The sequence below is a fragment of the Pseudomonas sp. NPDC090201 genome (assembly GCF_044746825.1).
Lineage (GTDB): Bacteria > Pseudomonadota > Gammaproteobacteria > Pseudomonadales > Pseudomonadaceae > Aquipseudomonas > Aquipseudomonas putida_AD.
The window spans coordinates 287,129-299,127 of sequence record NZ_JBIVCX010000001.1 but is presented as its reverse complement, the minus strand read 5'-3'; the positions used below and the strand labels follow the sequence as shown (position 1 = coordinate 299,127).

The window sequence follows — 11,999 nt, the reverse complement described above, 5'->3', positions numbered from 1 at the left end:
CGGGCAAGCGCGCTCCTACAGAGGTGGTTTGTATTTGAATCTAATAAAAGGAGCACCTGATGAGCATTGAAACCCGCAGCCCCGTGATCGAGGCTTTCCTGCAACAGATTCGCCTGATTCACCAGCGCGGCGTCGATCGTGAAGCGCTGCAGCAAATCGTCAGCCTGCTGGAAGGTCTGGCCGAGCGGCGCGATCTGTTCAATTTCGACACCTTTCCCGCGCCCGTGCCGGGGGAGGGTGACACGGCGTTTCGTTATCGCCTGAACGACGACGGCGACACCCCGACGCTGTACATGAATTCGCTGCTGCCGGGCAAAAGCACCCTGCCGCACAACCATGAAACCTGGGCGGTGATCGTTGCCGTCCAGGGGCAGGAGATCAACTACGTATGGGCCCGCACCGACGATGGCAGCGACCCGGCCTTCGCCCGTCTGGAACTGGAAAAAGAAGTGGTGGTGCAACCGGGCACCTCGATCAGCTTCCTGGGCGAAGACCTGCACGGCATCAAGGTCGATGGCGACACGCCGACCCTGCATTTCCACCTCTACGGTCGCCCGCTTGAGTCTCTGAACGGACGTTACGGGGTTAATACCGAAGGCAAGGTCCTGAATTACAACGCCTCGCAAATGGCCCCATCGATCAAGGCCTACGCTTGATATGACCCAGGCCGTGCCCCGTAGCAGCACGGCCGGGCGGCGATCCGCTTGCCGGCGATAGCGATCTTGCGAGTGTCGTCGCCGGCAAGCCGGACTGCTACGACTTGTAGTCGTTAACCACTGAGAATGCCATGACCCAGAAAGTCACCCCGCACCACCTGCAAGCCTGGCTGTTCGACGGGCAGGAAATCGCGCTGTTCGATGTCCGCGAGCACGGCCAGTATGGCGAAGCGCACCTGTTCCACGGCGTGAACCTGCCCTATAGCCGCCTCGAACTGGAAGTGCGCCGACTGGCGCCCAACCCTGCCGTGCGACTGGTGATTTACGATGAAACCGGCAGCGACGTTTCCATCCGTGCCGCGCAGCGGTTACAGGCGCTGGGCTATACGCAGGTGCATGTACTCGAAGGCGGTGCCCAGGGTTGGCAGGCGGCAGGGCTACAACTGTTCGCCGGGGTGCATGTGCCGTCCAAGGCGTTCGGTGAGCGGGTCGAAGAAGCGAGCCATACGCCCCACATCAGCGCCACCGAACTGGCGGCATGGCAGGCCAGCGGCCAGCCGCTGGTGCTGCTCGATGGTCGACCCTTCGATGAATACCGCAAAATGACCATCCCCGGTTCCATCTGCTGCCCCAACGGCGAGTTGGGGTATCGCCTGACCGAACTGGTGCCGGATGAAACCACCCCGATCGTGGTCAATTGCGCGGGCCGGACTCGCAGCATCATCGGCGCCCAGACCCTCATCGATCTGGGGGTGAAGAACCCGGTGTACGCGCTGGAGAACGGCACGCAAGGCTGGTACCTGGCCGACCTTGCCCTGGAGCACGGCAGCACCCGACGCTACCCGGCTGTTCCGGCCAGCGCCTCGCTGACTGCGCAACAGGAGTCCGCGCAGCGTCTGGCCCGGCGCGCTGGCGTGCAGACGGTGAATGCCGAGCAAGTGAAGGCCTGGGCGCAGGACGCGGCCCGCAGCCTGTTCCTCTGCGATGTGCGCACCCCAGAAGAATTCGCCGAAGGCAGCTTGCCCGGTGCGCAACACACGCCGGGCGGGCAACTGGTTCAATCCACCGACCTGTACGTCGGTGTCCGCGGGGCGCGGCTGGTGCTGGTCGATAACGATGGCGTGCGCGCACCCATCGTCGCCAGTTGGCTGCGGCAGTTGGGGCATCAGGCTTATGTTCTGGCGGGTGGCCTGCAGAGTGGTCTGGCGCTGCCTCTCAATACTGCTGACGTGGCCCCGGCGCTGGCGCAAATCGATGCCGCCGAGCTGGCTGATCTGCTGGCTGACAGCGCCGTTGTGCTGCGGGATTTGCGCGCCAGCATGGCCTATCGCAAGGGGCACATCGCGGGCTCGCGCTGGTCTATCCGCTCGCGTCTGGCCGATGATCTTCAGGATGAAACCCGCCCGCTGGTGCTGGTGGCCGATGATCCACAGGTGGCGGCCATCGCCGCGCTGGATTTGCCCCAGGCGCAGCGCCAGTCAGCCCGCTGGCTGAGCTTCGAAGCCTGGCAGGCTGCGGGTTTTCCAGTGAGTGCGAGCCCTCAGGACCCGCCGAACGAGCAGTGCATCGATTTTCTGTTCTTCACCCATGACCGTCACTCCGGCAACAAGGATGCCGCCCGCCAGTACCTGGCCTGGGAGATCGGCTTGCTGGGGCAGATGACCCAACAGGAGATCGACAGCCTCAAGCCCTTGGCAGCGAGTGCCGGGGAAAACAGGGTGCGTACCCGGCTGGTGCATGCCGCAAGGGGCGAGAAAGGCAGCGGCGTGCGCGGCGTCAATCCACCGGTTTCGCGCATGAGCACGGTGTTGTTCGATTCCCTGAGCGACATGCGCGAGGCCCGCAAACGCCGCGACACCGAGCGCGTCCTGACCTACGGCGCCCGTGGCAATCCCACGGCCTTCGAACTGGAAGACCTGGTCACCGAGCTTGAGGGCGGCTATCGCACGCGCCTGTTCAGTACCGGGCTCGCGGCGGTGGCGCAGGTGTTCCTGAGCTACCTGCGCCCGGGCGATCACATCCTGATCACCGATGCGGTGTACTCGCCGGTGCGTCAGGTCGCCGAAGAATTCCTCAAGCCGTTCGGCATCCAGTACAGCTACTTCAATGCCGATGGCAGTGGCTTGCAGGAACGGCTGCAGCCCAACACCCGGATGGTCTACGCCGAGGTGCCGGGCTCGCTGCTGTTCGAGCTGGCCGACCTGCCGAAAATCGCCGCGCTGTGCAAGTCGCGCAACATTCTGCTGGCGGTGGATAACACCTACGGCTCGGGCTATCAGTACCGGCCGCTGACACTGGGCGCGGACATTTCCATCATGGCCCTGACTAAATATCTGGCAGGGCACAGCGACGTGATGATGGGCAGCGTGTGCACCACCCAGGCCGTATGGCAACCTCTGGCAGTGATGACTGATACTTTCGGCAGCACGGTCAGCCCGGACGATGCCTATCTGGTATTGCGCGGCGCCCGCACCCTGGCCGCACGGCTGGACGTGCACCAGCGCCAGTCCCTGCAGATCGCTCGCTGGTTGCAACAGCATCCAAAGGTCAGGCGCGTGTTTCACCCGGCACTGCCCGATCATCCCCATCACGCCTTGTGGCAGCGGGACTTCAACGGCAGCAACGGCCTGCTCACCTTCGAACTGGCCGACAGCAACCCGGCGCACCTCGAACACTTCATCGACGCCCTGCAGCTGGTCGGCCTGGGCGCCTCATGGGGCGGCTTCGAAAGCCTGATCATCGTCGCCAGCGTGGGCGACCGCGATAACCCCGCCGACAGACAGCTCAACCCTTTGCTCAGGCTGCATGTGGGGCTGGAGGATGTGAGCGCGTTGATCGAGGACCTTGAGCGAGGCTTCGCAGCAATCCAATGACCGCCCCCGCGGGCAAGCCCGGCTGCTACGGGAATGCGTACACAGTATCCGTAGCAGCACGGCTTGCCGGCGGGAGGTTCTTGCGTGGACCTCTGTTCAGAACCCCGCCTTGCCCACCGAAGCCCCACCGTCGACGAACAGCGTCTGCCCGGTGATGAATCCGCTCTGCTCGGACAGCAGGAACGCGATTGCCGAGGCGATTTCGTCTGGCTGTCCGAAGCGGCCCATGGGCACTCCCGCCAGATAGCGTTTTTCGCCTTCGCTGCCCACCGGGTTGTTCTGGCGAAACAGTTCGGTTTCGGTCGGGCCGGGGGCGATGGCATTGACCGTAATGCCGGTCTGCGCCAGTTCCAGCGCCCAGGAGCGGGTGAAGCTGATGAGCGCGGCCTTGGCGGCGGCGTAGGCGGTGCGCTGGGTAATGCCCAGCACGGTGAGGCTGGAGATGTTGACGATGCGGCCCCAGCCCTGCTCGCGCATGGTGGGCAGTAGGGCTTGGGTCGCCAGCAGGGCAGAGTGGAGGTTGACGCTCATCACCGCGTCAAAGTCCTCGAGTTCGATCTGCCCCAGGGGCTGCGGGCGCACCAGCCCGACGTTGTTCACCAGGCCGTCGAAGCGGTAATGCTGGGCCAGTTCCGCAAGGCCGCAGCGGGTCTGGGCCTTGTCGGCCAGGTCCAGCGCGATGAGCACGCCGGGGAAGGTCGGGTCATCGGCGTTGCGGGCGATGCCCACCACCTGGTGGCCGGCTGCTGCCAGGTGTTCGGACAAGGCGCGGCCAATGCCTTTGGTGGCGCCGGTGATCAGGAAGGTACGTTGGGACATCTGAAGTCTCCATCAAAAGATAAGGTGCCTGTAGGAGCGCGCTTGCCCGCGACGGCGGTGTGTCATCAAAGAATTTCTCCCTGATACACCGCCGTCGCGGGCAAGCGCGCTCCTACGGGGTTCAGTCAGCGCGTGCCGAGTTTTTCAGGAACACCAGCAGCGCCAGCAGGGGAAACGCGCTTCCGGCGATGACGATCCAGGTCCAGCCGCCGTGGTCGTACAGGGCGCTGGCAATCACCGAGCCTGCGGCGCCGCCGATGAAAATGCTGGTCATGTACAGCGCATTCAGGCGGCTGCGGCTCTTGGCGTCCAGGGCGTAGACCGAGCGCTGACCGAGGACCATGTTCATCTGCACGCAGAAATCCAGAACGATGCCGGTCACCGCCATGCCGATCACTGCGTAGGACGGCTGCACCAGGCTTGGCAGAAAACTCAGGGCGGCGAACAACATCGCGAAACGGCTGGCGACCCTGGTATGCCCGGCATCGGCCAGGCGACCGGCGATGGGCGCGGCGATGGCACCGATGGCGCCGACCAGCGCGAAGATCGCGATCTGGCTCTGGGAAAGGCCGTGATTGCGCGCAAGCTCCAGCGGCACGGCGGTCCAGAACAGGCTGAAGGTGGCGAACATGCACGCCTGATAAAACGCCCGCTGGCGCAGCACCGGCTGTTTGCTCAGCAGCGTCCACAGGGATTTGAGCAGTTGCCCGTAGCTGGCGCTGTGGGCGGGCTGGTGCTTGGGAATGGTGGTGGCCAGTACCACGCTGATCAGCAGCATCAAGACGGCGGCAACGCCGAACACCGCGCGCCAGCCGAAATGGTCGGCAATCAGGCTGGACGCAGGCCGGGCCAACAGGATGCCCAGCAACAGGCCGCCCATGATGCTGCCCACCACGCGACCGCGTGATTCTTCAGGGGCCAGGTGAGCGGCCAGCGGAATCAGGATCTGCACCGCCACCGAACTGAACCCCACCAGCAGGGAGGCCAGCAGGAACACGTTGGGCGTCTGGGCAAAGGCTGCACTGGCCAGGCTGGCAATCGCAACCACGGTGGTCACGATCATCAACCGGCGGTTTTCCAGCAGGTCACCCAGCGGCACCAGGAAGAACAGCCCCAAGGCATAGCCGATCTGCGTCAGAGACACGATGAAGCTCGCCAGCGTGCTCGACAGGCCAATGTCCGGAGCAATCAGCCCGATGATGGGTTGGGCGTAGTAGATGTTGGCAACGATGGCGCCGCAGCAAAAGGCGAACAGCATCGCCAGGCCTTTGGTCATCGTCGCTCGGTGAGTGAGGTCAGTCATGGCTGTCATGGGATTCTCGAAGGGCATTCAAGGAAGGTGCCGTTGCGCAGGCCAGGGGCTCTGCATCGGTGCCTTTAAAGGAAGTGAGAGAAGGCTAACGCTTTTTCGTTGCGTTAAGAAGGTCGGGACTGGGGATATGTTTCATGCCTTGGAGGAATACCCCAGCGGCCTGCCGCTGCACCTGTCGCGCGCTCAGAACTTTTGCCCGTCAGCCCCGGTCACTGCTGGATACACCTCAAGGAAATAAAACCATGGCTCGGGCAATCTGGAAGGGCGCGATCAGTTTCGGGCTGGTGCATATTCCTGTGGCGCTGGTGTCGGCGACGTCGCAGCAGGGGGTCGATTTCGACTGGCTGGACAAACGCAGCATGGACCCGGTCGGCTACAAGCGCATCAACAAGGTCACCGGCAAGGAGATGACCAAGGACAACATCGTAAAGGGCGTGCAGTACGAGAAGGGCCGCTACGTGGTGATCAGCGAAGAGGAGATTCGCGCTGCGCACCCGGCGTCTACCCAGACCATCGATATCTTCGGTTTTGTCGACAGCACGCAGATTCCGCTGCAAAACATCGACACGCCGTACTTCCTTACACCCGACAAGCGCGGCGAGAAGGTCTACGCTCTCTTACGGCAGACACTGGAAGACACCGCCAAGGTGGCGCTGGCCCATGTGGTGATTCGCACGCGCCAGCATCTGGCGGCGGTGATGCCGCTGGAATCGGCGATCATTCTGGTGTTGCTGCGCTGGCCCGCTGAAGTCCACGGGCTGGACAGCCTGGATCTGCCCAAGTCCGCCACGGACGTCAAGCTCAACAAGAGCGAACTGGACATGGCCAAGCGTCTGGTCAAGGACATGTCCACCGACTGGACGCCGGACGCCGAAGAGTACCGTGACACGTTCCAGGACCAGATCATGACGCTGGTCGAGACCAAGGCCCGGGAAGGCAAAATCGAGAGTGTGGAAACCGACGCCGGCCAGGCCGAGCGCAAATCTGCTGATGTCATCGATCTCACCGAATTGCTCAAACGCAGTCTGGGCAGCCGTGGCGGTTCCGCCAAGGCCCCGGGAAAGACCAAATCTGCCAGCAAGAGCAAAACCGCTGCCGCTGATGCTGCTGTTGATGGTGATGCACCACCGGCCAAACGGCGCGCCCCTGCAAGGAAGAAAACGACCAAGGCGTCCTGATGTTGTGGACGGCAACGCGCGGCGCCTGAGGCTAAGAGAAGAGTGCAGAGGTTTTAACCGATCATGGCCAAACCCGTGAGTGAGTACACCCGCAAGCGCAATTTTGACATCACCTCCGAACCTCCTGAAACCGCAGGCCGGGCCCGTGGCGGCAAGGCCCGGGCATTGAGTTTTGTGATTCACAAGCACGATGCGCGCAACCTGCATTACGACTTTCGCCTGGAGCTGGACGGCACGCTCAAGAGCTGGGCCGTGCCCAAGGGCCCGAGCCTGGACCCGAAAAACAAGCGCCTGGCGGTGCATGTCGAGGACCACCCGCTGGGCTACGGCACTTTCGAAGGCAACATTCCCGAAGGCCAATATGGCGCCGGTGATGTCATCGTGTGGGATCGCGGCATCTGGCAGCCCCATGGCGATCCGCGCAAGACCTACAAGGAAGGCAAGCTCAAGTTCACCCTGGTCGGTGAGAAACTCACCGGCGACTGGGCGCTGGTGCGCACGCATCTGCAGGGCAGCGGGGACAAGGAACAGTGGCTGCTGATCAAGGAGAAGGATGATGCGGTGCGCTCGGCTGACGAGTACGACATCGTCGTCGACAAGCCTGAAAGCGTGGTCAGTGGCGCGACGGTGGGCGAGGGCCGCCCGGTCGCAAAAAGCCGCAAAGCCAAGACCGCTGCTTCAGCTCCTGTTACCAAGAAGACCAGCAAGGCCAGCAAGACCTCGTCGATCCCCGACAAACTCAGCCCGCAACTGGCGACGCTGATGGATGCCCCGCCCGACGGTCAGTGGCTATACGAGATCAAGTTCGATGGCTATCGGATCATGACCCGCATTCGTGATGGCGAGGTGCGGCTGTTTACCCGTAACGGTCACGACTGGACCGAGCGTCTGCCCTTGCAGGCCAAGGCGTTGAGCGAACTGGAAGCGCCGGATAGCTGGCTGGATGGCGAAGTGGTTGTGCTCAATGAGGACGGGCTGCCGGATTTTCAGGCGCTGCAAAACGCCTTCGAGATCGAGCGCACCAAAGACATCGTTTATTACCTGTTCGACGCGCCGTTTCTCAACGGCCAGGACATGCGCGAAAAGCCTGTGGAAGACCGTCGCGCGGCCCTGAAGAAGCTGCTCAACAAGCACAAGAATCGGCTGCTGCGTTTCTCCGATGCGTTCTCCGCCAACCATCGCGACATCATTGAAAGCGCCTGCTCGCTGTCCCTCGAAGGGGTAATCGGCAAGCGTGCGGGCAGCCTCTATCAGTCTCGCCGCAGCCCGGACTGGATCAAGCTCAAGTGCAAGCTGCGCCAGGAGTTCGTCATCGTCGGCTTCACCAAGCCCCAGGGCACCCGAAGTGGCTTTGGCGCGCTGTTGCTGGCCGTCAACGAAGAGGGCGCAGGGCTGGTCTACGCCGGCCGGGTGGGAACCGGGTTCAGCCAGAAAACGCTCGGCGAGTTGTTCGACAAGATGAAACCACTGGAGCGCGACGCATCGCCCCTTGGCAAGAAGCTCACCAGCGCCCAGGCCCGTGGCGTGCACTGGATCGAGCCGACGCTGGTGGGCGAGGTGGAATTCGGCGAGTGGACCCGCGAAGGCATCATCCGCCATTCGTCGTTCGTTGCGCTGCGCAGCGACAAGCCGGCCAGCGCGGTCGTCCACGAATTTCCGAAAACACCGAAGGACATCAAGGCGCCATTCAAACCCAAGGCCTCCAAGAAGGGTTCGTCAGAGCCTGAAGTCGTTGCCGAGAAGCCCGGCAAACGCCAGGCCCGTGATGCAGAAAGGGTTGAGGTGGCAGGGGTGGTCATCAGCCATCCCGAGCGGGTGATCGACCAGCAGAGCGGGTTGCACAAGGTTGATCTGGCGCATTTCTACGAGTCGATCAGCGACTGGATTCTGCCCCATCTGGATCACCGAGCGGTGGCGCTGTTGCGCTGTCCGGAAGGCGTGGAGGGCGAGCAGTTTTTCCAGAAACATTCCGAGCGCCTGGCGATTCCCAACATCAAGCAACTGGACGCCAAGCTGGACCCCGGGCACGCCCGGCTGATGGAAATCGACAGCGTGCAGGCGCTGGTGGGCGCTGCGCAAATGGGCACCATCGAGTTGCACACCTGGGGCTCGACCTACGACAAGATCGAGCAGCCGGACCATTTCGTCCTCGATCTGGACCCGGACCCCGCGTTGCCTTGGCGCAGCATGATCGAGGCCACGCAGATGACCCTCGCCGTGCTCGATGAACTGGGGCTGGACGCCTTTCTCAAGACCAGCGGCGGCAAAGGCATGCACATTATTGTGCCGCTGGCGCGCAAGGCCGATTGGGATACCGTGAAAGCCTTCGCCAAGGCCTTGGCGCAGTTCATGGAGAAACAGTTGCCGGAGAGATTCACCGCAACTTCGGGACCGAAGAACCGGGTTGGCAAGATCTTCATCGACTACCTGCGCAACGCACGGGGTGCCAGCACGGTGGCGGCTTATTCGGCGCGGGCGAGGCCGGGGTTACCGGTGTCGGTGCCGATCACCCGGGATGAACTGGCCAGCCTCAAGTCGTCGGGGCAGTGGACCATCGCCAACCTGCAGAAACGCCTGCGCAAACTCAAGGCCGACCCCTGGGCCGGCTACAAGAACACCCAGCGCATCACCCTACCCATGTGGAAGCGGTTGGGTGCCAAGCCGCCGGCCTAGGCGCCAGCGTCGAGGCTGCGGCGCAGTTGGCCGGGTGCCATGCCATAGGTGTCCTTGAATACCTTGCTGAACGCCGCCTGGGATTGATAACCGACCTGGGCGGCGATGTCGCTCAGGCCGCTCTGTGAACGACTCAACAGCCCGTACGCCAGTTGCATGCGCACTTGGGTCAACAGCGCCCATGGGGATCGCCCCGCCAGTTTGCTGAAGGCGCGCATGAAGGTGGCGCGGGACATGCTGGCAAGCTCGGCCAGTGCTTCGACGGTCCAGTCGTGGGCCGGGTCCTGCAGCATCGCTTGCCACGCCCGGCCCAGACGGCGGTCACTCAACAGCGCCAGGCTGCCTTCGCTCTGTGGTGATTGTTCAAGATGGGCGCGCAACACCAGGGTGAACAGCGCCGAGGTCAGGGCGTTGACCATGAACTGGCCGCCAGCGCGATTGGCTTCTGCTTCACTGCGCAACAGCGCCACCAGGGCGCGCAGCGGATCCCCCTCGTTCAAGGCCTGGCTGGAAATCAGCAGATGATCGGGCAGCGCGGAGAACAGCAGGGCGCCGGGTTGATACAGGAAGCGTCCGCAGAGCAGGTCCAGTTCGGCACCCTCGCCGAAGCGCTTGATGGGCAGCAATCCGCCATTACTGATCACCGGGAGGCCGCTGGCGACGCGCTCGCCGGGGCTTGTCACCACGTGCTCGAAACCACCGGGCAGCACCACGATATCGCCTGCGGCCAGCTTCAACTGGCGACCGCCCGGCAGTTCGATCCGGCACTGGCCCTCCAGCACCACGTGGTACGGCGCGACCCCCTCGACCTCGGGGGCGTGGTCCAGCGCCCAGTCGCCTTGAAACTGGCAACGCAGGTCAAGGCTTCCGCGTACCTGGGCTAGAGTGATGAGCGTGTCGATGGCGTTCATATGCGACTTTCGGACAAAGAAATGAGCCAAACGAGCAAGTTACCCGAATGCCATTGGCGGACACTATCTGTGTTCCCGGCGCAGTCTAGTCGCCGCTCTCAGGAGATACCACCATGTTCAGCAATTGGTCCGACCTCGTTTCAACCATCAAGCAATCTTTCGGTTCACTGTCCAAATCCAACCCGAAAATGGTCAAGGCCTACATGGCCCTGGGCGATGCGGCTGCGGAAAACAACGTGCTTGACGCCAAGACCCGCGAGCTGATTTCCATCGCCGTGGCGATCACCACTCGCTGCGACGGCTGTATCGGCGCGCACTCGGAAGCGGCCATCGCCGCCGGCGCCACCCGCGAAGAAGTCGCCGCCGCACTGGCCACCGCCATCTCGCTAAACGCGGGTGCTGCCTATATCTACTCGATGCACGCGCTGGAAGCGTATGACGCGTTGAAGAAATAACGCCTGCCCTGGCATGCGCCTCACCCCGTAGCAGTCCGGCTTGCCGGCGTCGGCGCGCTCAAGACCGCCGTCGCCGGCAAGCCGGACTGCTACGGGGTGGACTGGTGTTCCATTGATGTGTGTCTAACTCCGGCTCCGTAGCAGCCGGGCTTGCCCGCGGGGGCGATCTCAAGAACGTCATCGCCATCAAGCCGTGCAACTACGCCAAACCTCAACGCGCCGGCAACTCCGGCACCGACCCTTGCGCCGCAAAATCCACCGCCGTGCTGATCGCTTTCCAGCGTTCGGCGGTTTCGGCGCGATCGGCTTCCACCGGCCCCAGGTAATGCAGAGCATCGCTGCCCAGCAACAGACGCAAAGGCGGTTGAGCATGTTGCGCCACCTTGAGCACCACCTGCGCTACCCGGTCGGGGTCACTGTTTTCGTTGCCGGCGATTCTGCGCAGCACGTCAAACATCATGCCGACACTCGCCCCATAGGCTGGCATCACCGGGGTGTCATGACCCCGCGCACGCACGGCCCAGTTGGTGCGCATGCCGCCTGGCTCCAGTGTGGTCACGTGCAGGCCCAGTGGTTTGACTTCCGTGGCGAGCACGTCCGAAAACCCACCCACGGCCCATTTCGCCGACTGGTAGGCTGTCATGCCCGGGGTCGCCAGACGCCCGCCCACCGACGAAATCTGAATGATGTGTCCCGAGCCCTGCTCACGCATCACCGGCACCGCGGCGCGGCACAGGTTGACCACGCCAAAGAAGTTGGTCTCGAACTCCATGCGAAACGCGCCGTCTTCGGTTTGCTCGAAGGGCAGCATGTGCCCGAAACCGGCATTGTTGACCAGTACATCCAGGCGCCCGAACGTATCCACTGCAGCCTGTACAGCGGCCTTCGCAGCAGCAGAGTCGGTAACGTCCAGCTCGAAGGGCAGGACCTGCGACCCATAGCGTTCAACCAGATCGTCGAGGCGCTCAATATTGCGTGCCGCGGCAAGCAACCGGTCCCCCGATGCCAGGACCGCTTGCGCAATGTTGCGACCCAGACCACTGGCACTTCCGGTAATCAACCAGACTTTGGACATGATGTTTCTCCTGTCATTAAGTGTGTATGAGTAAGTAATCACTCATT

At 63.0% G+C, this 11,999-nt stretch carries 9 protein-coding genes; 5 read left to right on the top strand and 4 right to left on the bottom strand.

Going from position 1 to position 11,999, the window contains the following annotated elements; translation table 11 throughout:
* Positions 1 to 59 precede the first annotated feature (59 nt).
* Together ACIPOO_RS01305 and metC are read left to right on the top strand one after the other, a co-directional pair.
* Positions 60 to 656: a cysteine dioxygenase family protein gene (locus ACIPOO_RS01305; protein WP_274132555.1), complete on the top strand. Its 597-nt coding sequence runs from the start codon at positions 60 to 62 to the stop codon at positions 654 to 656.
* A gap of 131 nt (positions 657 to 787) precedes the next feature.
* Positions 788 to 3,529 carry a cystathionine beta-lyase gene (gene metC / locus ACIPOO_RS01300; protein WP_400603864.1) on the top strand — a complete coding sequence of 914 codons (2,742 nt, stop codon included), beginning with the start codon at positions 788 to 790 and terminating at the stop codon, positions 3,527 to 3,529.
* A gap of 96 nt (positions 3,530 to 3,625) precedes the next feature.
* Here the strand turns inward: metC and ACIPOO_RS01295 are convergent, their stop codons facing one another.
* Positions 3,626 to 4,348 carry an SDR family oxidoreductase gene (locus ACIPOO_RS01295; protein ID WP_274132553.1) on the bottom strand — a complete coding sequence of 241 codons (723 nt, stop codon included), beginning with the start codon at positions 4,346 to 4,348 and terminating at the stop codon, positions 3,626 to 3,628.
* Between the two features lie 121 nt (positions 4,349 to 4,469).
* On the bottom strand, positions 4,470 to 5,651 hold the full coding sequence (locus tag ACIPOO_RS01290; RefSeq protein WP_400605150.1) for an MFS transporter: 1,182 nt from the start codon (positions 5,649 to 5,651) through the stop codon (positions 4,470 to 4,472).
* A gap of 251 nt (positions 5,652 to 5,902) precedes the next feature.
* Here ACIPOO_RS01290 and ACIPOO_RS01285 point away from each other — a divergent pair, with 251 nt between their 5' ends.
* The gene (locus tag ACIPOO_RS01285; protein ID WP_274132551.1) at positions 5,903 to 6,838 is read left to right on the top strand and encodes a Ku protein; all 936 of its coding nucleotides are present in this window, start codon (positions 5,903 to 5,905) and stop codon (positions 6,836 to 6,838) included.
* Between the two features lie 63 nt (positions 6,839 to 6,901).
* Positions 6,902 to 9,511, top strand: a complete 2,610-nt coding sequence (gene ligD / locus ACIPOO_RS01280) for a DNA ligase D (protein ID WP_400603861.1) — start codon at positions 6,902 to 6,904, stop codon at positions 9,509 to 9,511.
* Here the strand turns inward: ligD and ACIPOO_RS01275 are convergent.
* The gene (locus ACIPOO_RS01275) at positions 9,508 to 10,422 is read right to left on the bottom strand and encodes an AraC family transcriptional regulator (protein WP_400603859.1); all 915 of its coding nucleotides are present in this window, start codon (positions 10,420 to 10,422) and stop codon (positions 9,508 to 9,510) included. The two genes, ligD and ACIPOO_RS01275, sit on opposite strands and share 4 nt — an antisense overlap.
* 113 nt (positions 10,423 to 10,535) lie before the next feature.
* Here ACIPOO_RS01275 and ACIPOO_RS01270 point away from each other — a divergent pair, with 113 nt between their 5' ends.
* Positions 10,536 to 10,877, top strand: a complete 342-nt coding sequence (locus ACIPOO_RS01270) for a carboxymuconolactone decarboxylase family protein (protein WP_274132548.1) — start codon at positions 10,536 to 10,538, stop codon at positions 10,875 to 10,877.
* A gap of 211 nt (positions 10,878 to 11,088) precedes the next feature.
* Here the strand turns inward: ACIPOO_RS01270 and ACIPOO_RS01265 are convergent, their stop codons facing one another.
* A complete protein-coding gene (locus ACIPOO_RS01265) occupies positions 11,089 to 11,952 on the bottom strand; it encodes an SDR family NAD(P)-dependent oxidoreductase (RefSeq protein ID WP_400603857.1) in 864 nt (287 codons plus the stop codon).
* Positions 11,953 to 11,999: the final 47 nt, after the last annotated feature.

What these genes read in the sequence shown, in the direction of transcription:
- ACIPOO_RS01305 (WP_274132555.1), top strand. Translation starts at nt 60, where the DNA reads ATGAGCATTGAAACCCGCAGCCCCGTGATCGAGGCTTTCCTGCAACAG.
- metC (WP_400603864.1), top strand. Translation starts at nt 788, where the DNA reads ATGACCCAGAAAGTCACCCCGCACCACCTGCAAGCCTGGCTGTTCGAC.
- ACIPOO_RS01295 (WP_274132553.1), bottom strand. Translation starts at nt 4,348, where the DNA reads ATGTCCCAACGTACCTTCCTGATCACCGGCGCCACCAAAGGCATTGGC.
- ACIPOO_RS01290 (WP_400605150.1), bottom strand. Translation starts at nt 5,651, where the DNA reads ATGACTGACCTCACTCACCGAGCGACGATGACCAAAGGCCTGGCGATG.
- ACIPOO_RS01285 (WP_274132551.1), top strand. Translation starts at nt 5,903, where the DNA reads ATGGCTCGGGCAATCTGGAAGGGCGCGATCAGTTTCGGGCTGGTGCAT.
- ligD (WP_400603861.1), top strand. Translation starts at nt 6,902, where the DNA reads ATGGCCAAACCCGTGAGTGAGTACACCCGCAAGCGCAATTTTGACATC.
- ACIPOO_RS01275 (WP_400603859.1), bottom strand. Translation starts at nt 10,422, where the DNA reads ATGAACGCCATCGACACGCTCATCACTCTAGCCCAGGTACGCGGAAGC.
- ACIPOO_RS01270 (WP_274132548.1), top strand. Translation starts at nt 10,536, where the DNA reads ATGTTCAGCAATTGGTCCGACCTCGTTTCAACCATCAAGCAATCTTTC.
- ACIPOO_RS01265 (WP_400603857.1), bottom strand. Translation starts at nt 11,952, where the DNA reads ATGTCCAAAGTCTGGTTGATTACCGGAAGTGCCAGTGGTCTGGGTCGC.